Below are 22,330 nucleotides of genomic sequence, written 5' to 3'. Positions count from 1 at the left end.
ACCGGCCGGCAATACCGCGGACGGCGCGCGCGTCAATGCATGAACATGCCGCCATTCACGTGCAGTGTGCTGCCGGTCACGTAAGCGGCCTGCGGCGAGGCGAGAAACACAACGGCGCCAGCGACCTCGTCCGTCGTGCCGAGACGGCCGAGCGGAATCTGCCCCAGCAGGGCATCGCGTGCCGTGTCGCCCAGCGCATCGGTCATGTCGGTCGCGATGAAGCCCGGCGCCACGCAATTGACCGTGATGTTGCGCGAACCCAGTTCGCGCGCCAGCGCCATGCTCATGCCAGCCACGCCGGCCTTGGCGGCGGCGTAGTTGGCCTGGCCGGGGTTTCCGGTCTCGCCCACCACCGACGTGATGTTGATGATACGACCGTTGCGCGCCTTCATCATGCCTCGCATCACGGCGCGCGACATGGTGAACACGGCCTTCAGATTGGTGTCGATGACGGCTTGCCATTCCTCGTCCTTCATCCGCATCGCGAGGTTGTCGCGCGTGATGCCGGCGTTGTTGACGAGCACCGTAACGGCACCGAACGCCTGTTCGATGCCGGACATCGCCGTGGCGATGTCCTCGCTGCGGGTGACATCGAGCACGATGCCACGCCCCTTGATGCCTGCACCATCAAGCGCCTGCTGGATACCTGCCGCACCGGCTTCGGTGGTGGCCGTACCGATCACGGTCGCCCCTGCGGCGCCGAGTGCCAGCGCGATCGCGCGACCGATGCCGCGGCTGGCACCGGTGACCAGCGCTGTCTGTCCGTCAAGTACGCTCATCATCGGGCTCCGATCTGTTGTGCCAGCTGGTCAAGCGCCGCGGCGTCAGCGAGCGCCACGCCGGTGAGTTCGCGGTTGATGCGCTTGGTCAGCCCGGCAAGCACCTTGCCCGGACCACATTCCGCCACCGTGACAGCGCCGAGCTCAGCCATGCGCTGGATGACTTCGACCCAGCGCACCGGCGCAGCAGCCTGACGCACCAGCGCATCGCGGATGGCGTCCGGTTCATCGGGCGAGGCAACGTCGACGTTGTTGATCAGGGTGATCGCCGGGCGGGCGAACGCCACCTCCGGCAGCGCTTCGGCCAGGCGTGCTGCAGCCGGCTGCATCAGGGCGCAATGGAAGGGCGCGCTGACGGGCAGCGCCACGGTGCGCTTGGCTCCGCGCTCCGACAGCAGCGCCATGGCGCGCGTCACCGCCTCGGCATGGCCGGCAATCACCGTCTGCTCCGGCGAATTGAAGTTGACGGCGCTGACGATCTGCCCCTTTGCCGCTTCCTCGCAGCAGGCCTGTACCGCCGCTGCGTCCAGTCCGAGTACAGCGGCCATGGCGCCGGTTCCTGCCGGCACGGCGTCCTGCATCGCCTGAGCGCGCAGACGGACCAGCGGCACCGCGTCAGCCAGCTCAAGCACCCCAGCCGCCACCAGCGCGGCGTATTCGCCCAGGCTGTGGCCCGCGACCATGTCGGGACGACGACCGGTACGTGCCATCCAGCTGCGATACACGGCAACGCCCGCGGTCAGCATCAAGGGCTGGGTGTTTGTGGTGAGGGCAAGGCGTTCGGCCGGACCTTCGCACACCATCGACCACAGGTCTTCGCCCAGCGCGGCGGACGCTTCGTCGAAAGTGCTGCGGATGGCAGGATCGTCGCCATAGGCGGCCATCATGCCGACCGACTGCGAACCCTGCCCGGGAAATACGAATGCGAGTTTCTGCATGTTCGAAAGACCTTCAGAAGCGAAGCAAAGCGCCGCCCCACGTAAAACCACCGCCGACGCCCTCGAGCATGACGATCTGCCCGCGCCGGATGCGGCCGTCGCGCACCGCCAGATCGAGCGCGAGCGGAACCGACGCGGCCGAGGTGTTGCCGTGGTCGGCCACGGTGACCACCACCTTGTCCATCGGCAGATCGAGCCGGCGGGCGGTGGATTGAAGAATGCGCACGTTCGCCTGATGCGGTACCAGCCAGTCGAGGGCAGACATCGGCAGCTTCGCTGCGTCCATCAGCTCGATTGCCGTGTCCCCGAGGACGCGCACCGCGAACTTGAACACCGCCTGACCGTCCATCTGCAGCAGGGGCGTACCCGACACCTTGCCGCCGCAGACCGTCCCGGGTACCGACAGGATGTCGTGGTAATGGCCATCGGCATGCAGCACCGACGACAGGATGCCCGGCTCGTCCGACGCCTCGAGCACGACCGCGCCGGCGCCATCGCCGAACAGCACGCAGGTGCCACGGTCGTCCCAGTTCAGGATGCGCGAAAAGACTTCCGCACCCACCACAAGGGCGCACTTGTGCGAGCCGGAGCGGATGAATTTTTCGGCAATGGTCAGGGCGTAGACGAATCCTGCGCAGACGGCCTGGACGTCGAATGCGACTGCGGTGCGGTTCTCGAGTCGGTTCTGCAGCAGGCATGCGGTGCTCGGAAAGACCTGATCCGGCGTCGAGGTTGCGACGATGATCAGGTCGATGTCCTGCGCCGGGCGACCCGCCGCCTCGAGCGCCCTGCGACAGGCATGCAGGGCCAAGTCACTGGATTTTTCGTCGTCGGCGGCAAAGTGGCGACGCCGGATGCCGGTGCGTTCGGCAATCCATTCGTCCGACGTCTCGATGCCACGCGCAACGAGATCGTCGTTGGACACCGGCGATCCCGGCAGATACGAGCCGGTGCCGGTGATACGGCAGAAGGTCATGCAGCCACCTCGGTACGTGTCATGCAAAGGGTAATGCGGGCGATCAGATCGTTGCGCACGGCATCCGCCGCACGCGCCACCGCCTCTTCGAATCCGTAGGCATCGCTCGATCCATGGCTCTTGACGACGACGCCTCGCAGTCCGAGCAGCGTGGCGCCATTGTAGCGACGATGATCAACCCGGTTGCGGAAGGCCTGGATCACCGGCCGGGCAGCCAGATACATGAGCTTGCGCAATGGTCCACGACTGAATTCCTCGCGCAGGAAGGTCGCAATCATCTGCGCCAGACCTTCCGACGTCTTCAGCGCCACGTTGCCGACAAAGCCATCGCACACAACGACATCCGTCGTGCCCTTGTAGATGTCGTTGCCTTCCACGTTGCCATAGAAATTCAGATCGCTGGCGCGCAACAACTCGGCCGCGCCCTTGACCGCATCGTTGCCCTTTATGGCCTCTTCGCCGATGTTGAGCAGGCCGACGCTGGGCCGCTCGCGCGATTCGAGGGCCGACACCAGCATGGCGCCCATCAGCCCGAACTGGAAAAGGTGCTCGGACGTGCAATCGACGTTGGCACCCAGATCGAGGACATAGGTATGTCCCTTCATCGTCGGGAGAATGGACGCGATCGCCGGACGGTCTATGCCGGGCAGTGTTTTCAGAACGAACTTCGCAATCGCCATCAGCGCGCCGGTATTGCCGGCGGAGACGGCGGCCTGCACGCGCCCGGACTTGACCAGGTCTATCGCGACCCGCATCGACGAATCCTTCTTGCCGCGCATCGCTTGCGCTGGCGGCTCGTCCATGCCGATCACTTCGGTGGCGTGCACGACGGAAAGCCTGGGTTCGTTTTCAGCCCCCAGGCGCTTCAACTCTGCGTTCAGAACGTCCTGCAGCCCAACCAGCAGCACGCTGCAGGCGGGATCACGCCGGATATAGGAAACGGCCGCCGGCACGGTGACCGACGGGCCGTGGTCCCCGCCCATGCAATCAATGGCGAGGGTGTAGCTCATGCGATGCATCCAGTCCAGTCACGATGGCCGAAACGTGCCGACATCGGGCTGTGTGCCGGAAAGTCGGAACAGGGGATCACTCGCCCTTGGTCTTGAGCACCTTCTTGCCGCGATAGAAACCGCTCGGCGAAATGTGGTGGCGCAGGTGCACCTCGCCGGTCGTCGATTCGACTGCCGTTGCCGGTGCCGTCAGGAAATCGTGCGCGCGATGCATGCCGCGCTTCGACGGGGACTTCTTGTTTTGCTGGACTGCCATGGAACCACTCCTACCGGCGAACCGGATGAATAAAACGTGATGGATCGCCGCTGCTTTACCGGCCGGTCGGCGGATGCCGAACGTTCGGAGTGCGCATGCGCGCCGACCCTGCTTGTTGCACACCACCGGCGCCATCGAGCGCCGGCACCTACGACTTTTACTGCTTTCCCTGCTTCAATCTGCCCAACTCGGCGAACGGCGAGGGCTTGGCGGCATCGGCATCAGCGCCCGCTCCAGGCGGGTTGCACTGATCATGCAGCGCGATGGCGGGCAGCGACAGCAGGACCTCGTCCTCGATCAGCGTTCGCACGTCCAGCAAGCCTTCCAGCTCAAGCGCCTCGTAACTGTCGTCATCGAGGTCCTGATCGCCCCATTCTTCACCCGCCGGAACAAGTCGGAAGCGCGAACGGCTGCGCACACCCACCGCGACATCTTCGAGGCAACGCTGGCATTGCAACATCAATGAACCGGCAAGCGCCAGTTCAAGCCAGCACGCACCTTCGGCATCAACCTGCCCGGCAATCGACCAGTCTATCCGCGCCGGAACCGCCGAGCACTCCTGCGCAACACGTTCAAGCAATGCAACATCCGTACTGCCATCGAGGACACCGGACGTCCGTGCAAACTGAATTGCGTCAAGCTGCCGGGGCATGCCGCCACCCTTCACGGGTGCCTGCTGACGGTCGCTTTGTTCCATGCCAGTCACGGGTACCTTTACCGCACCCTGCTTGGAGGCAGACCACCTGTCGGCGGGCTCGCAGGGCGCATCCGGGCGAAGAATCAAACCCAAAATGATACTATCCAGCACGCAATACTGTCAAAGCGTTCCGCAATAACGCGCCGATCCGCCCCACCCATGTCCGACATCCTGCCCCCGCTTGTTCTGGGTTCCTCCTCGCGCTATCGACGCGAATTGCTGGAACGCCTGCGCCTGCCCTTCACGACGGCCTCGCCGGACATCGACGAATCCTGCCTCGGTGATGAAACGCCCCGTGCGCAGGCGATCCGGCTTGCGCGCCGCAAGGCACAGGCGATCGCCCTCCGCCATCCGGACAGCTGCATCATCGGCTCCGACCAGGTCGCCTGGAGCGGCGCCCGTCGCTACGGCAAGCCCGGTACGCGCGATGCCGCGATCGCCCAGTTGCTCGAACTGAGCGGTGCAAAAGTGACCTTCGACACTGCGCTCTGCGTCATCGACCCGCGCAGTGGAACGCTGCATGAAGCGGTCGTCCCGACCGACGTCGTTTTCCGGACGCTGTCGGAAAGGGAAATCGAACGCTATGTCGATCTAGATGATCCGGTCGACTGTGCCGGCGCCGCAAAATCCGAATCCCTCGGCATCGCGCTGCTGGAAAGACTCAGCGGAGACGATCCGACTGCGCTGGTCGGCCTCCCGCTGATCGAGTTGAGCCGCATGCTGCGCCGCCTCGGGTATCCGCTGCCATGAGCGCACCGCCGCAGGGCGTGCTCTACATGTTGCCCAGCGCACTCGACAGCCGCGCCTTGTGGCAAGCCGACACCCCCGCGACGGTGCGCGAGTGCGCGCACCGGCTCGACTACTTTCTGGTCGAAAGCGCCAAATCCGCGCGTGCGACATTGAAGCGACTGGAACATCCGACGCCGCTGCGCGAGCTGAACATCGTCGAACTGCCACCCGAGCGCGGCAACGCTCCGCTGCGCGCGCTGCTTGAACCGGTACGCGCAGGACGCAGCGCTGGCGTCATCTCGGATGCCGGCTGTCCGGGTGTGGCCGACCCCGGCGCACTGGTGGCACGCGCCGCACACGCCATGGGTATCGAAGTGGTACCGATGGTCGGCCCGTCATCCATCCTTCTCGGCTTGATGGCCTCGGGGTTGAACGGCCAGTCGTTTGCGTTTCACGGCTATCTGCCGGTGGATGACGCGGAGCGCGCGCGCGCGCTGGCCGCCCTCGAAAAGACGTCGGCTCAGTTGCGCCAGACGCAGCTGTTCATTGAAACGCCCTACCGCAATCTGAAAATGTTCGAGACCCTCCGCGCGCACTGCCACGGCGACACGCTGCTGTGCATCGCCAGCGCGTTGACGGCGCCTGATCAATACGTACGCACACTCACCGTGGCGCAGTGGAAAACGGCAGATGTGGCGCGCATCGACCGCCGCCCCACCCTGTTCCTGATGCTGGCCGGCGCGTGACCCGCTGACCGGCCGCCACGAACCTCAGCGCAGACCGATGCGCGAGAAGGCGCCCGCAACGCTTTCCCCGACATCGGCGCCGAACTGCTTGGCGAAACGTTCCGCCAGATTCTGCCGCTGCGTGAAATCGACGATGTCTGCCGCCTTGACGACCTCGCGCGCTACAAACTCGACGCTGCCAAGATCGTCCGCGAGCCCGAGTTCGATGCTGCGGGTACCGCTCCACATCAGGCCGGAGAACATGTCCGGCGATTCCTTCAACCGATCGCCGCGCCCCTTGCGCACGACGTCGATGAACTGCTGATGCACGTCTCCGAGCAGTTCACGGGCGTGCACGCGATGGCCTTCGTCCTGTGGCGAAAACGGATCGAGGAAGCCCTTGTTTTCGCCGGCAGTCAGCAGGCGACGCTCGACGCCAAGTTTGTCCATCAGACCGGTAAAACCGAAGCCTTCCATCAGCACGCCGATCGAGCCGACGATGCTCGCCTTGTCCACATAGATACGGTCAGCCGCAACAGCAACGTAGTAGCCGCCGGAGGCGCAGATGTCCTCGACCACCGCATACAGTGGCACGTTCGGGTACATGGCCCGCAGGCGATTCATTTCGTCATTGATGATGCCGCTCTGCACCGGGCTGCCGCCCGGGCTGTTGATGCGCAGGATGACGCCCTGGGTGTTCTTGTCCTCGAATGCCGACTGCAGCGATGCCATCACGCTCTCGGCGCTCGCTTCGGCCCCGGGTGCGATGACCCCGCTCAGTTCAACCAGCGCGGTGTGCTTGCGGTGTTCCGCCTGACTGAAAAGGGTACTCCAGTCGACCAGCGCGAAAAGCAGCACGCCCAGGTAGGCGAAGCCGACCAGCTTGAAGAAAATTCCCCAGCGACGCTTGCGCCGCTGCTCGACCACCGATTCAAGCGCGAGGCGCTCGATCAGTTTTCGTTCCCAGACGGGTTCTGCACTGGGGTCACGCTGCTTTTCCGGTTCGGACATTTTTAGCCAATAAAACAAATATTTACGCGGATCGCCATACCGTTCCGCCAGATTCTTCCAGCGCAATCGGCTCGAGACGGCTGCCGCGACAGGGTCCACCGACGCAGTGCCCGGACTCAGGAGCATAGATCGCGCCATGAGTCGAACACATCAAGTATAACTTTGTGTCGTCGAAGAACTCGCCGTGATTCCAGTCAAGCTCTATCGGCACATGGGCGCAGCGATTGACGTAGCCATGCACCTGCCCGCGAAATCTGACCGCAAATGCGGCCACCGCCTTGCCGCGCTGTTCGACCTCGAAACGCACGCCGGGCCCGCCATCGACCAGTTCGGCCGACTCGCACACCGCTACGCGTGACATGCCAGCCACGCCGTCAGTTCATCGACGCTCGCACAATGTGCCTTCGGACGCGCCGCCAGCAGTTCGTGCAGCGGATGAGCACCATAGGTCACCGCGACCGACTCGCATCCGGCGTGCCGCGCCATCAGCAGGTCGTGCGTGGTGTCGCCGATGACCAGTGTGCGCGCCGGATCGAAGGACAGTTCTTCCATCAATTCGAGCACCATGTCCGGTGCCGGCTTGGACACCGACTCATCGGCGCAGCGCGTCGCCGCAAACCGGCTGCCCAGTCCGGTGTGGCCGAGAGCGCGGTCCAACCCCGCCCGGCTCTTGCCGGTGGCGACCGCCAGGGTGTGTCCGCGCGCGCTCAGATCGTCCAGCAAAGCGGGCACGCCTTCGAACAGCGTCAGTTCATGGTCGCGCGACAGGTAATGGTAGCGGTAGCGCCCCGCCAGTTCCTGATGGCGCGACGACGGCAATTCGGGCACCACGCGGGCGAGCGCATCCACCAGGCCGAGGCCGATCACGGAACGCGCGGTGCGGTCGTCCGGCGTCTCAAGCCCGAGATCTTCGCAGGCGCGCTGTATGGCATGGACGATGGCGGCGGCGGAATCGAGCAGCGTGCCGTCCCAGTCGAAAACGATGAGGTCAAACTGTGCGGGCATGAGGGTGTCCGTCGGCGTTATCGGTCTGTAGAGTCGGATCGGCGTCTTTGCGTTCGAATTCGCGCGTCTGCTGCTGATCGATGCGGCGAACGAAGCCGGCCAGATCGGCCGGCAGCGGCGCCGCCAGTTCCACCGGCTCCCCGGTCAGCGGATGCTTCAGCGCGAGACTGTGGGCATGCAGGAACATGCGCGGCAGGCCCTCCTTGCGCAAGGCCTTGTTCAGCGCGAAATCGCCGTATTTTTCGTCGCCGACGATGGGAAAGCCACTCGCCGAAAGGTGTACGCGTATCTGGTGCGTGCGGCCGGTCTTGATCCGCACGTCGAGCAGGCTGTAGCCCGGCCAGCGTACTTCGAGCCGTACGATGGAGTGCGCCGCCTTGCCATCGCTGTCCACCGACACCCGACGCTCTCCGGATTCGGTCAGGTATTTGGTCAGTGCGAGCTTGATGTGCTGCTGGGGATTCATCCAGCGCCCGCTGACCAGCGCGAAATAGTGCTTTTCCATGCCGCCATCGCGGAAGGCGTCGTGCAGCGACGTGAGCGCCGACCGCTTCTTGGCGATCAGCAGGATGCCCGACGTTTCGCGGTCCAGCCGGTGCGCCAGTTCGAGCAGCCGTGCGTCAGGTCGGGCACGGCGCAGGCTTTCGATGACGCCGAAACTGACGCCGCTGCCGCCGTGCACCGCCATGCCCGCCGGCTTGTTCAGCGCGAGAAAGGCATCGTCCTCGTAGAGGATGTCGAAATCGCGCGACGGCACCGGCGCGGGTGCGCCCGGCTCGGCCAGACGCATCGGCGGGATGCGCACCTCGTCACTTTCCGCCAGGCGGTAGGTCTGATCGACCCGCTTGCTGTTGACCCGCACTTCGCCAGAACGCAGCACGCGATAGACGTGACTTTTCGGTACGCCCTTGCAGATGCGGATCAGGAAATTGTCGATGCGCTGGCCGGCTTCCTCGATGTCCACGACATGCCGCACTACTTTCGGAGCTTTACCCAACTCCTTCATTTCAAATATACTGCGTTGCGTTTTCGGTCTGATTGCGAGATAGGCGCAGTCCGGAGCACATCCAGCCCGAAGTGGTGGACGCCGGTAACAATATGTTCGGTGAAGTGCTTCATGCGGTCTTTCTTGGACAGACGAAAACCGGATCACGGGTTAATCCCGCTCACCCCAAGTAGCGAGTGTACTGAGTAGCGCGAGTACCGTACAGGCAGAATCCCCCAGGCAGCTGCGAGACCGCGGCTGCATTGAGAGTTGGCAAACCCCTCCACGTCCCCGTCCCGTCCTCATCGAGATAGAACCCGATTGCCGCCGAAACGATAGACGTTATTCATTTGACGAGCGGTTTGTCCTGCCCGTGTGCGGTGCGCGCGGGAGAAGTTGATGAAACGAATGCTCTTCAACGCGACGCAGGCAGAAGAACTGCGCGTTGCGATTGTCGATGGACAGAAACTTGTAGACCTCGACATCGAGTCATCCAGCAAGGAACAGCGAAAAAGCAATATATACAAGGCGGTCATCACCCGGATCGAACCCAGTCTCGAAGCCTGCTTCGTCGACTACGGTGCCGATCGCCACGGCTTCCTGCCGTTCAAGGAAGTCTCCAAGGTCTATTTCAAGCCTGATCTTGAGCCGGGCCGCGCCCGCATCCAGGACGCGCTGCACGTCGGCCAGGAACTGATCGTCCAGATTGACAAGGATGAACGCGGCAGCAAGGGCGCCGCGCTGACCACCTTCATTTCGCTGGCCGGCCGCTACCTGGTGCTGATGCCGAACAATCCGCGTGGTGGCGGTGTGTCGCGCCGGGTCGAAGGTGACGATCGCGCCGAGCTGCGTGAAACGATGGATCAGCTCGAAGTGCCCGCCGGCATGAGCCTGATCGCCCGCACCGCCGGCATCGGCCGCAACGCCGAAGAGCTGCAGTGGGACCTGAACTACCTGCTGCAGTTGTGGACAGCGATCGAAGGCGCAGCGCAGTCGCAGACCGGCGCCTTCCTGATCTATCAGGAAGGCAGTCTGGTGATCCGCGCCATCCGCGACTACTTCCAGCCCGACATCGGCGAAATCCTGATCGACACCGACGAGGTGTACGACCAGGCCTACACCTTCATGGAACACGTGATGCCCGGCAACGTGGCGCGCGTGAAGCGCTACCGCGACGACGTGCCGCTGTTTTCGCGCTTCCAGATCGAGCACCAGATCGAATCCGCCTACTCGCGCCAGGTCACCCTGCCGTCGGGCGGTGCCATCGTGATCGACCACACCGAAGCGCTGGTGGCGGTGGACGTCAACTCCGGTCGTTCGACCAAGGGCAGCGACATCGAAGAAACCGCGCTGCGCACCAACTGCGAAGCGGCCGACGAAATCGCCCGCCAGCTGCGCTTGCGCGATCTGGGCGGCCTGATCGTCATCGACTTCATCGACATGGAAAACCCGCGCGCCCAGCGCGAGGTGGAAACCCGCCTGCGCGACGCGCTGCATCATGACCGCGCCCGCGTGCAGATGGGCAAGATCAGCCGCTTCGGCCTGCTCGAACTGTCACGCCAGCGGTTGCGTCCGGCGCTGGCCGAGACCAGCTACATCCCGTGCCCGCGCTGCAGCGGTACCGGCCACATCCGGTCCACCGAGTCGGCCGCGCTGCACATCCTGCGCATCCTCGAAGAAGAGGCGATGAAGGAAAACACGGGCGCCGTGCATACCCAGGTTCCGGTCGATGTCGCCACCTTCCTGCTGAACGAGAAGCGCGCCGACATCAACGCCATCGAGCTGCGGCACAAGGTCAACATCGTGTTGATCCCGAACAAGCACCTCGAAACGCCGGCGCACGAAATCATCCGCCTGCGCCACGACCAGCTGAATCTGGAAGGCACGGTTGCGCCGTCCTACCAGATGGCGGTCAATCCGCTGGCAGAGAGCTACCAGCCGCCGTCGACCATTCCGGCCGATGAACGTCCGAAGCGCATGGAAGCCGCGATCAAGCACCTCACGCCGGACCAGCCGGCGCCGATGGTGGCTGATCCGGTGCCGGCCGCACCGGTCGCCGTCGCGCCCGTTGCGACACCGGCCCCGGAGCCACGCGGTCTGTTCGGTCTGATCGCATCGTGGTTCCGCGGTTCCGATCCGGCACCGGCGCCGGTCGCAGCGCCGGTTGCCGAGCCGAAACCGGCCGGCAATCGCGAGCGCGGTCCGCGCTCCGGTGATTCGGGTGGCCGCAGCCGCGGCCGACGTGAAGGTCGGGAAGGTCGTGAGGGCCGCGAACCGCGCGAAGGTCGCGAGCAGGCGAATCGCACCGAAGGTCGCAGTGAGGGCCGTCCGGAAGGCGGCCGTGGCGAAGGCCAGCGCAAACCGCGCGAGCCGCGCACGCAGGATCAGGACAGCACCGTCGCCCAGGCCGAGCGCGCCCCGCGCGAGCCGAAGCCGCCGCGCGAACCGCGTGAGCCGCGCGCTCCGCGTGAACGGGCAGCCAACGATGCGCGCGAGCAGCAGCAGGTCGATCTGCCGCTGGGTGCGGATTCGACGCAGCCGGAAAACGGCGTCCCCACCGAGGGCGCCGAGGGTGGAGCACCGCGCAGCCGCCGCCGCCGCGGTGGTCGCCGCGAACGTGGCGAACGCCGCCCCGAAGGCGCCGAAGCAGGTGCCATCGGTGATGTCGCCGCCGTCGAGGGCGATATCGAAGGAGTGACGGCGGCTGCCAACGAAGCGCCGGTCGATCCGACGGAGGCACAGGCACCGCTGGCGCTGACCGCCGCCGCCGAGCCGGTCCTTGACGCACCGTCGCCCGTGCCGGCTGCCGTACAGGACGCACCGGCCGACATCGTGGCCCGTGCCGAACCGGTGGTTGCGGTGATCGAGGAAGCGCCCGTACAGGCTGAAGCACCGGTGCAGATCGAAGTACCGGCCCCGGCCGTGATGACGGTTGCCGAAGCGGATGCGGTGGAGCAGATCCCCCCCGAACCCGTTCAGGCTGCACCGGTCGTCGACACCCCGGTCGTCGCTGACGTGCCGGTCGTGCGTGTTGCGCCGCCGGTGACCGACAGCGCCGAATCGACGCTGGTGCGTGCCATGGAAAGCATGGGTTCGTCACCGATCCAGGTTGCGCCGGCACCTGTGGCCGCGCCGATTGACCTGCAGACGTCGCTTGATGCAAGCGGCCTCGTCATGGTCGAAACACAACCCGGCAGCGGTGCAGGTCAGGCGCCGATCGAGCCCGAGCCGGTCCTGCTGGGGCGTCGCCGCCGTCAGGCTCCGGTAATCGCCAGCGAACCGATGCAACAGGTGGAAACGCGCGGCGAGTAACTTCGCGCGTCACGTCGTCCGCAAGGAATGGGCCCGGTGCAGACCGGGCCCTTTTCATGCCGCCGGCAAAGCGTTTCCGGGGTGTTTTTCCCGGGTCACGCAAACCGTTATCACCGACACTCGTCGCCTTTACAACATTCACAGAGGAGAGATTCACATGCGTTTCCTTGCTGCACTGATGGCCCTGCTCACCAGCACGCTGGTGTTCGCCCACGGCCCGTCGCGACTCAAGGCCAACGAAACCATCACGCTGAAGGCCAGCCCGGACGTGGTGTGGGCCAAGGTGAAGGACTTCACCCAGTTGCAGGCCTGGCATCCGGCCATAGAGAGCAGCACCGCCACCGCCGGCAGCGAAGTCGGATCGGTGCGCACGCTCAAGGTGAAGGGCGGCGGCGAAGTGATCGAAAAGCTGGAAAAGATTTCCGATGAAGAGCGCAGCTTGATCTACACCGCACAGGACGGCGGTGCGCTGCCGGTCACCAAGTACAAGTCCTGGCTGACGGTGAAGCCGGCGGCCGATGGCGGAAGCGAAGTGGAGTGGCGTTCGGTGTTCTTCCGCGTCGACCAGGGAGACTACCCGGCGGCCGGCAAGGACGATGACACGGCAACCAGCACGATCAGGAAGGTCTATACCGACGGTCTGACGAACCTCAAGGCACTGCTCGACAAGTAAGACCGTCAAGCACGACCATGCGGGCGGCTTCGGCCGCCCGCTTTCATTTCAGCTGCTGTGCCAGATCCCGGATCAATCCGTCGGCGGCATCCTCGATCAGGTCGAGCACACGTTCGAAGCCGGCCGGACCGCCGTAGTAAGGGTCCGGAACTTCGTCCTCGTCGAAGGATTCCGCGTGCTGCAGGAACAATGCGAGCTTGTGCTGCACGCCCTCGGGACAACTCCGCTGCAGATTGCGCAAGTTGTCGCGATCCATCGCGTAGATGCGGTCGAAGCGAGCGAAATCATCGACCGTGACGCGTCGGGCGCGGATTTGCGACAGGTCGACCCCGCGTGCCGCCGCCGCTGCCTGCGCACGCGGATCGGTGCGGCTGCCGACATGGTGCGCATGCGTGCCCGCCGAAGCCAGTTCGACACGGTCCGCGAGCCCTGCGCCTTCAAGCTTCGCCCGCACGACGCCTTCGGCGGTCGGCGAGCGACAGATATTGCCCATGCAGCAGAACAGGATGCGCACTTCGGCGTTGTCCGGGCCCTGCGGGCTGCGGCGCAGCCAGCGCTCAAGCACAGCCGCCGCTCGCCGCGATGTCGAGCCGGAGCGGGATGCCGGCGATCGCGTCCTCATCCACCCAGCTGCGCGGCGGCAGTTCGACCGGATCGAAGGCGGTGTCGCCCTCGCCTACGTCGGTGCCCGGCTGCAGGCCTGCGAAATCGAACAGCTTCGAGTCGGCCAGATGCGACGGCACGACGTTGCGCAGGGCGGTCGCCATCGATTCGATGCGTCCGGGATAGAGGCGTGCCCACTCCTGCAGCATCGCCTTCACGTGCTTGCGCTGCGCGTTCTCCTGCGAGCCGCAGAGGTTGCACGGAATGATCGGATAGGCCATCACGCGGGCGAAGCGCTCGATATCGCGCTCGGCGCAGTAGGCCAGCGGGCGGATGACGATGTGCCGGCCGTCGTCGCTCACCAGCTTGGGCGGCATCGACTTGATCTTGCCGCCGAAGAACATGTTCAGGAACAGTGTTTCCAGCAGGTCGTCGCGGTGGTGGCCGAGCGCGATCTTGGTCGCCCCCATCTCGCCTGCCACGCGGTAGATGATGCCGCGGCGCAGTCGCGAGCACAGGCCGCAGGTCGTCTTGCCCTCGGGAATCTTGTCCTTGACGATGCTGTAGGTGTCTTCGGTTTCGATCCGGTACTCGACGCCGATCGATTCGAAATAGGCCGGCAGGATGTGGTCCGGAAAGCCCGGCTGCTTCTGGTCGAGATTGAACGCGATCAGGCGGAAGCGCACCGGCGCGCGCTGCTGCAGGCCGCGCAGCAGCTCCAGCATCGTGTAGGAATCCTTGCCGCCGGACATGCACACCATGATCACGTCGCCGTCCTCGATCATCGAATAATCGGCGATCGCCTGCCCGGTCGCGCGTTCGAGCCGCTTGCGGAACTTGAGGAAGGTGCTGGACGGCGGCGCCGCGTCGGGCGACGCCGGCACAGCGGAAAGAACTTGCGACATGGACACCCCGACTGCCGGTCTGGCACGCCGAGGCGCGCCGTCCGGCAACCCGATGTCGCCGGAACTGATGCGGATTATATCGTGCGGGCTCGGGTGACCGCGTTCAAGACCGGTCAATGGGCGCCGTAGAAGCTCGGTATCGAAACCTGATCCCGCACCGGAGCCGCCCCCATGAGCACACAGAAATTCCGCCTCGTCACCCGCAGCGATTTTGACGGATTGGTCTGCGCCGTGCTGCTGAACGAGCTGGACCTGATCGACGAAATCAAGTTCGTGCACCCGAAGGACATGCAGGACGGCAAGATCGACATCACCGATCGCGACATCACGACCAACGTGCCCTACGTCGCCGGCGCCCACCTCGCATTCGATCATCACCTGTCGGAGACGCTGCGCAACCCCGGCGAGCGACCCAATCACATCATTCACGCCGATGCGCCGTCCGCTGCGCGCGTCGTGTACGACTACTACGGCGGTCCGACGGCTTTCCCGACCATCGCGATGGACATGATGGAGGCCGTCGACAAGGCCGATGCGGCGCAATTTTCGCGCGACGAGATTCTCGACCCGAAAGGCTGGGTGCTGCTGAACTACCTGATGGACGCCCGCACCGGGCTGGGCCGCTTCCGTGATTTCCGCATCAGCAACTACGCACTGATGATGGATCTGATCCAGTACTGCCGGAATCACACGATCACCGACATCCTGCAACTGCCCGACGTGCAGGAACGTGTCGAGCTGTACTTCGACCAGGCCGAAAAGGCGAAGGCGCAGATCCTGCGCTGCACCCGCCAGCACGGCAATCTTGCCGTGCTCGACCTGCGCAACGAGGAAACGATCTGGGCCACCAACCGCTTCATGATCTATGCGCTGTTCCCGGACACCAACATCTCCATCCACATCATGTGGGGCGTGCAGAAGCAGAACACGGTGTTCGCCACCGGCAAATCCATCCTTGACCGGTCCAGCCGCACCAATGTCGGAGAACTGATGCTGGCCTACGGCGGCGGCGGCCACCAGGCTGCCGGCACCTGCCAGGTCGACAATGCGCAAGCCGACAACACCCTGCGCGCGCTGATCGCGCGCATCAACACCGACGGCTGACAGCGGCGCCTGGCTGGGCTAGGCTGATCAAGGGGCGCAGCGGACTCCGGCGGATGCATCCGCCGGAGTCCGCTGCGCGTAGTAGCTGCACCACCCACCCCATCGCGCCGCCCGCTCCGGAGTCGACCATGAAGCGCCTGTCCCACCGTCTGACGCATGTCCTGTTCGTCGTCCTGCTGATGCTTTCGCTGCCCGCACAGGCGGGCGGCACAGGCAAATTCGATGCGGCCGAGGCGAAAGCGGTGCGCGCCGTCATCGAGGCGCAACTGGCGGCCTTCGCAGCCGACGACGGACCGCGCGCCCTGTCCTACGCTTTCCCGGATATCCGCAAGCGGTTCCCGGCGCCGGAAGGTTTCCTTGAAATGGTGCGCAAGAGCTATCCGGTCGTGTACCGGCCGCGTTCGGTCGGCTTTCTCGAGCCGGAGCTGGAGGACGACGAAGTTTTCCAGGCGGTCGAAATGTCCGATGCCGACGGCGTGCTGTGGGTCGCCATCTACCGCATGGGACGTGTGGAAGACGGCAGCTGGCGCATCATGGGCTGTCGCGTCGTGCCGGGCGGCGGCAGCGCTATCTGAATCGACGGGACCGGCGCTGGCGCATTTTTTTCGCATAGAATCGCGGCTCCGCTTTTCGCTTTCGGCATGTCGTGATGTCGCGTTTTTCAGTTCGCTCCGCTCCGCCCACAGCCCTTTCGGTTTTCGTCACGGTTTTTGTCATTTCGCTGCTGAGCCTGGGCGCCCGGCCCGCTTGGTCGCAGGCGGCCACGGCGCCTGAATTCGGCCGTCTGCCGGACAGTGCGCGCATCGTATTGATGCCACTCGACGTCGAGTTGTTTTCGGTGGGCGCCGGTGGCGTCGCCGAGCCGCAGGCGCAATGGACCGATCAGGCCACGAAGCATCTGCGTGATTCGGTCCGGCGTCGCGAAGCATCGCTGGGCGTCACCCTGCACGAATCCGACCTGAGCGACGACGACGCGGTCGCGCTGAATCACCTGCACGGTACGGTGGCCACGGCGATCGCGCTGCATCACTACATCGCGCCCTACGCGTTGCCGACCAAGGAAAAGCGGCTCGAATGGCATATCGGCGCCGATACTGCGCGTCTGCGCGGCGCCAGCGGCGCCGACTACGCACTCTTCCTGTATATCCGCGACAGTTACGCCACCGCCGAACGCAAGGCGGCCATCGTGCTGGCTGCCATGATCGGCCTGGCCATGCCGGGCGGCATCCAGACCGGCTACGCCTCGCTGGTCGATCTCCGGAGCGGTGACATCGTGTGGTTCAACCGCCTGCTGCGCGGCACCGGCGACCTGCGGGAAGCCGAACCGGCGGAAGAGTCGATCAGCGCCCTGCTCGACAAGTTTCCGCGCTGACATGCGACGTCGTGATCTGCTCTGCGGCTGCTGCGGCAGCGGGCTGCTGACGCTCTGGCCCGGCCGCATCGCAGCTGGCGTGGCCGACACTCCACGCTTTGCACGGCCCGATCTGGCCAGCGACGAGGGGGGCCTGTGGGCGTTGATGGACCGCGAGGAAGAACGGCTGCGCCGCTCGCGCTTCCTGCTCGGCGACGACGCGCTGCAGCGCTATGTGTCCGACATCGCCTGCCGGCTCGCCGGCGATCACTGCCCCGACATGCGTGTCTATCTGGTGCGCACCCCGTACTTCAACGCCAGCATGGCGCCCAACGGCATGATGCAGGTGTGGAGCGGGCTGCTGCTGCGCGCCGCCAACGAAGCGCAGCTGGCTGCCGTGCTGGCGCACGAGGTCGGTCACTATCTGAAGCGGCACAGCCTTGAACGCCTGCGCGATGCGCGCGCCAAGGCGGGTTTCGCACAGTTCCTGGGTCTTGCGCTCGGGGCGGCCGGTGCCGGCAGCATCGGTCAGGTCGCACAGCTGGGCGTGCTGGCCAGTGTCTATTCGTTTTCGCGCGACCACGAGCGCGAAGCGGATGCAATCGGGCTGGCGCTGATGCATCGTGCCGGCTACGACGCGGGCGAGGCTGCCCAGGTTTGGGCGCAGTTGATCGAGGAGAACGCCGGCGAAGACGGCGGCGGCACGCTGCTGTTCGCCACCCATCCGTCCGCCGACGAACGTCGCGACACACTGAAGGCCGCTGCGAAGGCACTGGCCAGCGACGGCGCGCCCGGCGAGGTGCACGCCGAACGCTACCGCGCACACATCGCGCCGCTGCGGCTGCAGATGCTGCAGGACGAATTGCGCCGGCGCGTGCCGGACAGTTCCCTGCGCCTGTTCGACCGCCTGATGACGCACCACGGACGCGACGGACAACTGCTGTATGCACGGGCCGAAGCGCTGCGCTCGCGCGCCCGCGACGAGGATTTCGAGCAGGCGCTTGCCGCGCTCGACGAGGCCGACGCGCTTCCGGACCGGCCGGCAGAAGCGATGCGGCTGCGCGGCCAGATACTGCGTCGCCGTAACGATGCCGAAGGCGCGCGCAATGCCTTCCGCAATTATCTTGAACTTCGACCCGGCGCACCCGATGCGCCGATGATCCGCAGCTACGTCGAGACCCCCGCACCATGAAACTGTTCTGTCTGCTGTGCCTCACCCTTCTGCTGACCGGCTGCGGCGGCCAGTTCAAGCGGGTCGAATCAGCCCCGGTACTGGTGCGCGGCAGCATGGAAGTGCAGGCCGGCGGTGACTGGAACCACCACACGCCGTACGGTTCAAGACACCGCGAAATGTGGACGCAGCACGGTGTGCCGATCGATCTGCTGACGTTCTTCAGCGGGGTGGCCGACGGCATGGCGCTGGACGATCTGGCGCCGCGCAATGGCAAGCCCCCACTGTTCCGCCGCAACATGTCGCCGGAAGACATTGTCGGTCTCGTGGAAACGATGCTGGCCGGCAATGGTGGCCAGTTCCAGCTGCAGTCGCTGGCGCCCGACACGGTGTCGGACAGCCCCGGCTTCCGCTTCGAGTATCTGTACACGGCGCGCAGTCAGGAAGTGGAACGTGCCGGTATCGGTCGAGGTGCGGTCGTCGGCGACCGGCTCTACCTGATGCTGTTCGACGCCCCGCGCGGTCGCTATTTCGATCGTGGCCGTCAGGGCGCCGAACGCCTGATGGACAGCCTGCGCGTCGTGCCGCAACGTTGATCGCACGGTGATCGTCAGACGGCGATCCCGCCGCACGCAATCAAAATTCACCCGCCAGGCCGCGCACGCGTAGTATTTTTCAGGCCATGCCACTACCGCCGATACTTGCCAAACGCGCGTTCCTCGACCTGCTGCCCGACGCCATATGCGTCGTCGATGAACACGGCCGCTTCGTGTTCGTCAGCGCGGCCTGCGAACGCATCTTCGGCTACACGCAGGACGAAATGGTCGGCCGCGCGATGATCGACCTGGTGGCGCCGGAAGATCGCGCGCGCACGCTGCAGGCGGCCGCCGACATCATGGCGGGCGAACACAAGCTGAATTTCGAGAACAGCTATGTGCGCAAGGACGGCCGGCGCGTGCATATCCTGTGGTCGGCCCGCTGGTGGGAATCCGACCGGCTGCGCATTGCGGTTGCGCGCGACATCACGGAACGCAAGCGGGCAGAGGCCACCCAGGCCGCGCTGTATGCACTGTCCGAAGCGGCGCACGCAGCAAGCGACCTGCCGGCGTTGTGCGCGCATATCCGGCTGATCATCGACAGCCTGGTACCGGCCAACAACTTCTTCGTCGCCACCATTGATGGCGACGGTGTGCTCAGCTTTCCCTACCGTCTCGACGAACATCGAGCGGCTCCGCCGCACGCGCTGTGCAGTGAAGTGGTGCGTACCGGGCAGTCGCAGCTGCGTACCGCCGCCACACCCGACGCCTGCTGCTGGCTGGCCGTGCCGCTGAAGACCGAGCACCGCACGACCGGTGCGCTGGTGCTCAAGAGCATGCCGGGCGAGGCTGGCTACACCGAGCGCGACATGGCGCTGCTGCACTTTGTATCCACCCAGGTGGCCACCGCCATCGAACGCATGCAGCTGCTGGCACAGCTCAAGCGCATGGCCCAGTTCGATGAACTGACTGGCCTGCCCAACCGCGCGCTGCTGCGCGACCGGCTCGACACCGCGCTGTCGGCCGCGCGCCGGGAGCACGCTCACGTTGGCCTGCTTTATCTGGATCTCGACCGGTTCAAGGAAGTGAACGACACGCTGGGACATGCGACCGGCGATCAGCTGCTGCAGGAAACCGCGCAACGGCTCAAGCACTGTGTACGCGATGCCGATACGGTGGCGCGCGTGGGCGGCGACGAATTCGTCGTACTGCTGCCCGGCATTCCGCAGCCGGAAGACGCCCTGGTGGTCGCTCGCAAGATTCGCAGCGCGCTCGGCCAGCCCGTCGCGCTGGGGGGTCGCCACCTCACGGTGTTGCCCAGCATCGGCATCGCCGTCTATCCGGATCACGGAGAAGATGCGCTCGCCCTGCTGGAAGCCGCCGATCAGGCGATGTATCGCGCCAAGCACAGCGGCGACGACTGTCGCTGGGCCGGCACGGCAGACGAGTTTTAGCAGGCGCTGTTCCGGTCAGACGATGACGTAGCGGTTGCGACCGCGGTTCTTCGCCGTGTAGAGCGCCCTGTCGGTACGCCGGAACAAGGTCTCCGGACAGTCGTCGGGCCGGACGGCGGTCACGCCTGCGGAAAAGGTGTAGGCCGGCAACCTGGTTGGCGTGGGTTCCGGTGCCTGCAGCCGGGTCAGCAGCATGGCGACGCCCGAAATGGGCATGTCGGGCATGATCAGCAGGAATTCCTCGCCACCGATGCGCGCCGCCACATCGCTGGCGCGGATGCCGCTGCGCAGGCGCTCGGCGAAGTCGCGCAGCACCTGGTCGCCGACGTCGTGACCGTGCAGGTCGTTGCAGGCCTTGAAGTGATCGATGTCGATCATGACCAGAATCAGCGTCGTGTTCCCGGTGACCGATGCCGCCACCGCCGCCTGCAGGTGCTCGAACGCGTAGCGCCGGTTGTAAAGACCGGTCAGCGCGTCGCGCTGCGACACATGCAGTGCGTGGTCATAGTTCTGCTGCAGTAGCACTTCGCGCTGTTTCAGGTCCGAAATGTCGCTGGCCAGCGTCAGCACGCCACCGCCCGCGTCGATGGTTTCGACCACCCACACCCAGCGCCCGTCGGTCAGGTCGGATTCGAAACTGCGCGTTGGCTGGCTGCGCCGGCGCAACTGCACCGCGGCCAGCCAGCCATCGATGTCGTCCGTATCGATCAGCACGCCCTGCCGCGTGGCGTGGCAGTTGCGCATCATGTCTTCCCAGCTCGGATGGTCCGCCGCACGAACGTTGTAGCTCGACTCGAACCAGCGGTTCGCATAGCGCAGCACATCGTCGGCATCGAACCACGCGATGCCGGCTGCAGCATGGTCGAACATGCTGCCCGGGTCGGGCGCAGCCGGCGCACCGGCGCGTCTGGCGACAGACCGGTTCATGAAGGCGGGAGGTGATCGGAGGCGCGCCTGCGCGGCGGCAGGACGCGTGACGGATCGGGCCAGGCGAGCGGGTCCACGGTGGCAATCGAATTGAAGGCCGCCTTTGCGAACAACCAGCCCTGCATCAGCCGCACGCCCGAGTCGATCAGCACGTCGCGCTCCGCCACGGTCTCAACGCCTTCGGCGATGACCGTGATGCCCAGTTCCTCGCAGGTGCGCAGCACGCCGCGCACGATGGCGCGGCTGGCGCGACGCTGGTCGATGTTGCGGATCAGTTCCATGTCGATCTTGATGTAGTCCGGCTGGAACAGCGCCAGCAGGTTCAGACCGGAATAGCCGGCCCCGAAATCATCGATCGCGGTCTTGAATCCGAGGCGCTGGTACTCGGTGAAAATCTCGCTCAGCCAGCGTGCATCGCCGACCCGCTCGCCTTCGGTCGCTTCGAACAGGATCTGCTCGACCGGAAAATTGAAGTCGCGCGCCGCGTCGAGTGTTGCCCGGATGCACACCTCGGGCCGATAGATCGCATTGGGCAGAAAATTGATCGACAGCAATTCGGACATGCCAAGACGCGCTGCGCCCTCGATCGCCGTGCGGCGGCAGATCTGGTCGAACCAGTAGCGGTTCTTGTCATCCACCTTGTCGAGCACCGACGCCGCGCCTTCGCCAGCCGGACCGCGCACCAGCGCCTCGTGCGCGAAGATGCTGCGATCGCGTACATCGACGATCGGCTGATAGGCGAAGGAAAGCTGAAACCCGGCGTCTGCGGGCGACTTGCAGCCCGGACAGCCTGCGGTTCTGGTTTGGAAGCTTGGCGTGGAGAGGGTCATGGCCGGATTGAGCGGTACGGATGTGTACAGCGTTTTAACGGGAAGCGACACCGGAACTTGATCGCGTTCAGCGGGTGAATCTCTGCTTCAAGATTTTCTGCCATGCCCTGTCGCACGCCGCTGCGACACCTCTGGCGAACAAGTGACCACGGTCGCGAAAACAGGGACAGGATTGACCTATTCGGCGGAGCGACCCGGATTCCGGGCTGGACTTCGCATTCATCGGTACGCCCACGGCCTGCGCGTGTTGCTTACCCGATCCATCAGGTTGATGATGTAGACGCGAGTCAGGCGAAAGAGTGTCGAGTTCGGGCGTGGTTCTGAAACAGACGGATACAAAAAGCATCGCGTTC

Annotated in this window: 24 protein-coding genes; 10 read left to right on the top strand and 14 right to left on the bottom strand. The window is 65.1% G+C overall.

Going from position 1 to position 22,330, the window contains the following annotated elements; translation table 11 throughout:
- Nucleotides 1-32 precede the first annotated feature (32 nt).
- The 6 genes from fabG to ACTIFF_RS06755 form a co-directional block, all read right to left on the bottom strand.
- Nucleotides 33-779, bottom strand: a complete 747-nt coding sequence (gene fabG, locus ACTIFF_RS06780) for a 3-oxoacyl-ACP reductase FabG (RefSeq protein ID WP_306476019.1) — start codon at nt 777-779, stop codon at nt 33-35.
- A complete protein-coding gene (gene fabD, locus ACTIFF_RS06775) occupies nt 779-1,717 on the bottom strand; it encodes an ACP S-malonyltransferase (protein ID WP_439536151.1) in 939 nt (312 codons plus the stop codon). The genes fabG and fabD overlap by 1 nt, the downstream gene beginning before the upstream one ends.
- Nucleotides 1,718-1,730: 13 nt before the next feature.
- Nucleotides 1,731-2,693: a beta-ketoacyl-ACP synthase III gene (locus ACTIFF_RS06770; protein WP_439536150.1), complete on the bottom strand. Its 963-nt coding sequence runs from the start codon at nt 2,691-2,693 to the stop codon at nt 1,731-1,733.
- A complete protein-coding gene (plsX, locus tag ACTIFF_RS06765) occupies nt 2,690-3,703 on the bottom strand; it encodes a phosphate acyltransferase PlsX (protein ID WP_069040174.1) in 1,014 nt (337 codons plus the stop codon). The genes ACTIFF_RS06770 and plsX overlap by 4 nt, the downstream gene beginning before the upstream one ends.
- Before the next feature lie 76 nt (nt 3,704-3,779).
- Nucleotides 3,780-3,959 carry a 50S ribosomal protein L32 gene (gene rpmF, locus ACTIFF_RS06760; protein ID WP_019917801.1) on the bottom strand — a complete coding sequence of 60 codons (180 nt, stop codon included), beginning with the start codon at nt 3,957-3,959 and terminating at the stop codon, nt 3,780-3,782.
- A gap of 157 nt (nt 3,960-4,116) precedes the next feature.
- Complete coding sequence (locus ACTIFF_RS06755) at nt 4,117-4,656, bottom strand: YceD family protein (protein ID WP_439536149.1); 540 nt, start codon at nt 4,654-4,656, stop codon at nt 4,117-4,119.
- A 159-nt stretch (nt 4,657-4,815) separates the two neighbouring features.
- Between ACTIFF_RS06755 and ACTIFF_RS06750 the strand changes: the two genes are divergently transcribed.
- Nucleotides 4,816-5,406 carry a Maf family protein gene (locus tag ACTIFF_RS06750; RefSeq protein WP_439536148.1) on the top strand — a complete coding sequence of 197 codons (591 nt, stop codon included), beginning with the start codon at nt 4,816-4,818 and terminating at the stop codon, nt 5,404-5,406.
- Complete coding sequence (locus ACTIFF_RS06745; RefSeq protein WP_439536147.1) at nt 5,403-6,131, top strand: SAM-dependent methyltransferase; 729 nt, start codon at nt 5,403-5,405, stop codon at nt 6,129-6,131. The genes ACTIFF_RS06750 and ACTIFF_RS06745 overlap by 4 nt, the downstream gene beginning before the upstream one ends.
- 24 nt (nt 6,132-6,155) lie before the next feature.
- On the opposite strand, the gene ACTIFF_RS06740 is transcribed toward ACTIFF_RS06745, so the two are convergent.
- The 4 genes from ACTIFF_RS06740 to ACTIFF_RS06725 are packed head-to-tail and all read right to left on the bottom strand — an operon-like array spanning nt 6,156 to nt 9,132.
- Nucleotides 6,156-7,121: a S49 family peptidase gene (locus ACTIFF_RS06740; protein ID WP_439536146.1), complete on the bottom strand. Its 966-nt coding sequence runs from the start codon at nt 7,119-7,121 to the stop codon at nt 6,156-6,158.
- A 22-nt stretch (nt 7,122-7,143) separates the two neighbouring features.
- The gene (locus ACTIFF_RS06735; RefSeq protein ID WP_439536145.1) at nt 7,144-7,482 is read right to left on the bottom strand and encodes a Rieske (2Fe-2S) protein; all 339 of its coding nucleotides are present in this window, start codon (nt 7,480-7,482) and stop codon (nt 7,144-7,146) included.
- Nucleotides 7,470-8,126: an HAD family hydrolase gene (locus ACTIFF_RS06730; RefSeq protein ID WP_439536144.1), complete on the bottom strand. Its 657-nt coding sequence runs from the start codon at nt 8,124-8,126 to the stop codon at nt 7,470-7,472. The genes ACTIFF_RS06735 and ACTIFF_RS06730 overlap by 13 nt, the downstream gene beginning before the upstream one ends.
- Complete coding sequence (locus tag ACTIFF_RS06725; RefSeq protein WP_439536143.1) at nt 8,110-9,132, bottom strand: RluA family pseudouridine synthase; 1,023 nt, start codon at nt 9,130-9,132, stop codon at nt 8,110-8,112. The genes ACTIFF_RS06730 and ACTIFF_RS06725 overlap by 17 nt, the downstream gene beginning before the upstream one ends.
- A 378-nt stretch (nt 9,133-9,510) precedes the next feature.
- Between ACTIFF_RS06725 and ACTIFF_RS06720 the strand changes: the two genes are divergently transcribed.
- The gene (locus ACTIFF_RS06720; protein WP_439536142.1) at nt 9,511-12,423 is read left to right on the top strand and encodes an Rne/Rng family ribonuclease; all 2,913 of its coding nucleotides are present in this window, start codon (nt 9,511-9,513) and stop codon (nt 12,421-12,423) included.
- A gap of 157 nt (nt 12,424-12,580) precedes the next feature.
- Nucleotides 12,581-13,096, top strand: coding sequence for an SRPBCC family protein (locus ACTIFF_RS06715; protein WP_439536141.1), 516 nt, complete (start codon nt 12,581-12,583; stop codon nt 13,094-13,096).
- A gap of 43 nt (nt 13,097-13,139) precedes the next feature.
- On the opposite strand, the gene ACTIFF_RS06710 is transcribed toward ACTIFF_RS06715, so the two are convergent.
- Together ACTIFF_RS06710 and ttcA are read right to left on the bottom strand one after the other, a co-directional pair.
- Nucleotides 13,140-13,661 (bottom strand): low molecular weight protein-tyrosine-phosphatase, encoded by a 522-nt coding sequence (locus ACTIFF_RS06710; RefSeq protein ID WP_439536140.1) that lies wholly within the window; start codon nt 13,659-13,661, stop codon nt 13,140-13,142.
- Nucleotides 13,654-14,604, bottom strand: a complete 951-nt coding sequence (ttcA, locus tag ACTIFF_RS06705) for a tRNA 2-thiocytidine(32) synthetase TtcA (RefSeq protein WP_439536139.1) — start codon at nt 14,602-14,604, stop codon at nt 13,654-13,656. The genes ACTIFF_RS06710 and ttcA overlap by 8 nt, the downstream gene beginning before the upstream one ends.
- Before the next feature lie 171 nt (nt 14,605-14,775).
- Between ttcA and ACTIFF_RS06700 the strand changes: the two genes are divergently transcribed.
- The 6 genes from ACTIFF_RS06700 to ACTIFF_RS06675 all read left to right on the top strand — a co-directional run bounded on the left by ACTIFF_RS06700 (nt 14,776) and on the right by ACTIFF_RS06675 (nt 20,220).
- Nucleotides 14,776-15,708 (top strand): hypothetical protein, encoded by a 933-nt coding sequence (locus ACTIFF_RS06700; RefSeq protein WP_439536138.1) that lies wholly within the window; start codon nt 14,776-14,778, stop codon nt 15,706-15,708.
- A gap of 128 nt (nt 15,709-15,836) precedes the next feature.
- Nucleotides 15,837-16,283: a DUF4864 domain-containing protein gene (locus ACTIFF_RS06695; protein ID WP_257078719.1), complete on the top strand. Its 447-nt coding sequence runs from the start codon at nt 15,837-15,839 to the stop codon at nt 16,281-16,283.
- A 74-nt stretch (nt 16,284-16,357) separates the two neighbouring features.
- Nucleotides 16,358-17,080, top strand: coding sequence for a hypothetical protein (locus tag ACTIFF_RS06690; RefSeq protein ID WP_439536137.1), 723 nt, complete (start codon nt 16,358-16,360; stop codon nt 17,078-17,080).
- 1 nt (nt 17,081) lies between these two features.
- Nucleotides 17,082-18,251 carry a M48 family metalloprotease gene (locus ACTIFF_RS06685; protein ID WP_439536136.1) on the top strand — a complete coding sequence of 390 codons (1,170 nt, stop codon included), beginning with the start codon at nt 17,082-17,084 and terminating at the stop codon, nt 18,249-18,251.
- The gene (locus tag ACTIFF_RS06680; protein ID WP_439536135.1) at nt 18,248-18,826 is read left to right on the top strand and encodes a hypothetical protein; all 579 of its coding nucleotides are present in this window, start codon (nt 18,248-18,250) and stop codon (nt 18,824-18,826) included. The genes ACTIFF_RS06685 and ACTIFF_RS06680 overlap by 4 nt, the downstream gene beginning before the upstream one ends.
- A gap of 86 nt (nt 18,827-18,912) precedes the next feature.
- Nucleotides 18,913-20,220 carry a diguanylate cyclase domain-containing protein gene (locus ACTIFF_RS06675; RefSeq protein ID WP_439536134.1) on the top strand — a complete coding sequence of 436 codons (1,308 nt, stop codon included), beginning with the start codon at nt 18,913-18,915 and terminating at the stop codon, nt 20,218-20,220.
- Nucleotides 20,221-20,235: 15 nt separating this feature from the next.
- Here the strand turns inward: ACTIFF_RS06675 and ACTIFF_RS06670 are convergent, their stop codons facing one another.
- Together ACTIFF_RS06670 and ACTIFF_RS06665 are read right to left on the bottom strand one after the other, a co-directional pair.
- Nucleotides 20,236-21,147: a diguanylate cyclase gene (locus tag ACTIFF_RS06670; RefSeq protein WP_439536133.1), complete on the bottom strand. Its 912-nt coding sequence runs from the start codon at nt 21,145-21,147 to the stop codon at nt 20,236-20,238.
- On the bottom strand, nt 21,144-21,977 hold the full coding sequence (locus ACTIFF_RS06665) for an EAL domain-containing protein (RefSeq protein ID WP_439536132.1): 834 nt from the start codon (nt 21,975-21,977) through the stop codon (nt 21,144-21,146). Before ACTIFF_RS06665 ends, ACTIFF_RS06670 begins: the two co-directional genes overlap by 4 nt.
- Nucleotides 21,978-22,330: the final 353 nt, after the last annotated feature.

Origin of the sequence: Methyloversatilis sp., from assembly GCF_051861465.1 — a bacterium.
Taxonomy (GTDB): Bacteria; Pseudomonadota; Gammaproteobacteria; order Burkholderiales; family Rhodocyclaceae; genus Methyloversatilis.
Note: the sequence above shows the minus strand (reverse complement) of the source record. Positions and strands in the feature narration are given on the sequence as shown.

Bases quoted from the DNA above. Each gene is read 5' to 3' on its own strand.
- fabG (WP_306476019.1), bottom strand. From the start codon at position 779: ATGAGCGTACTTGACGGACAGACAGCGCTGGTCACCGGTGCCAGCCGC.
- fabD (WP_439536151.1), bottom strand. From the start codon at position 1,717: ATGCAGAAACTCGCATTCGTATTTCCCGGGCAGGGTTCGCAGTCGGTC.
- ACTIFF_RS06770 (WP_439536150.1), bottom strand. From the start codon at position 2,693: ATGACCTTCTGCCGTATCACCGGCACCGGCTCGTATCTGCCGGGATCG.
- plsX (WP_069040174.1), bottom strand. From the start codon at position 3,703: ATGAGCTACACCCTCGCCATTGATTGCATGGGCGGGGACCACGGCCCG.
- rpmF (WP_019917801.1), bottom strand. From the start codon at position 3,959: ATGGCAGTCCAGCAAAACAAGAAGTCCCCGTCGAAGCGCGGCATGCAT.
- ACTIFF_RS06755 (WP_439536149.1), bottom strand. From the start codon at position 4,656: ATGGAACAAAGCGACCGTCAGCAGGCACCCGTGAAGGGTGGCGGCATG.
- ACTIFF_RS06750 (WP_439536148.1), top strand. From the start codon at position 4,816: ATGTCCGACATCCTGCCCCCGCTTGTTCTGGGTTCCTCCTCGCGCTAT.
- ACTIFF_RS06745 (WP_439536147.1), top strand. From the start codon at position 5,403: ATGAGCGCACCGCCGCAGGGCGTGCTCTACATGTTGCCCAGCGCACTC.
- ACTIFF_RS06740 (WP_439536146.1), bottom strand. From the start codon at position 7,121: ATGTCCGAACCGGAAAAGCAGCGTGACCCCAGTGCAGAACCCGTCTGG.
- ACTIFF_RS06735 (WP_439536145.1), bottom strand. From the start codon at position 7,482: ATGTCACGCGTAGCGGTGTGCGAGTCGGCCGAACTGGTCGATGGCGGG.
- ACTIFF_RS06730 (WP_439536144.1), bottom strand. From the start codon at position 8,126: ATGCCCGCACAGTTTGACCTCATCGTTTTCGACTGGGACGGCACGCTG.
- ACTIFF_RS06725 (WP_439536143.1), bottom strand. From the start codon at position 9,132: ATGAAGGAGTTGGGTAAAGCTCCGAAAGTAGTGCGGCATGTCGTGGAC.
- ACTIFF_RS06720 (WP_439536142.1), top strand. From the start codon at position 9,511: ATGAAACGAATGCTCTTCAACGCGACGCAGGCAGAAGAACTGCGCGTT.
- ACTIFF_RS06715 (WP_439536141.1), top strand. From the start codon at position 12,581: ATGCGTTTCCTTGCTGCACTGATGGCCCTGCTCACCAGCACGCTGGTG.
- ttcA (WP_439536139.1), bottom strand. From the start codon at position 14,604: ATGTCGCAAGTTCTTTCCGCTGTGCCGGCGTCGCCCGACGCGGCGCCG.
- ACTIFF_RS06700 (WP_439536138.1), top strand. From the start codon at position 14,776: ATGAGCACACAGAAATTCCGCCTCGTCACCCGCAGCGATTTTGACGGA.
- ACTIFF_RS06695 (WP_257078719.1), top strand. From the start codon at position 15,837: ATGAAGCGCCTGTCCCACCGTCTGACGCATGTCCTGTTCGTCGTCCTG.
- ACTIFF_RS06690 (WP_439536137.1), top strand. From the start codon at position 16,358: ATGTCGCGTTTTTCAGTTCGCTCCGCTCCGCCCACAGCCCTTTCGGTT.
- ACTIFF_RS06685 (WP_439536136.1), top strand. From the start codon at position 17,082: ATGCGACGTCGTGATCTGCTCTGCGGCTGCTGCGGCAGCGGGCTGCTG.
- ACTIFF_RS06680 (WP_439536135.1), top strand. From the start codon at position 18,248: ATGAAACTGTTCTGTCTGCTGTGCCTCACCCTTCTGCTGACCGGCTGC.
- ACTIFF_RS06675 (WP_439536134.1), top strand. From the start codon at position 18,913: ATGCCACTACCGCCGATACTTGCCAAACGCGCGTTCCTCGACCTGCTG.
- ACTIFF_RS06670 (WP_439536133.1), bottom strand. From the start codon at position 21,147: ATGAACCGGTCTGTCGCCAGACGCGCCGGTGCGCCGGCTGCGCCCGAC.
- ACTIFF_RS06665 (WP_439536132.1), bottom strand. From the start codon at position 21,977: ATGACCCTCTCCACGCCAAGCTTCCAAACCAGAACCGCAGGCTGTCCG.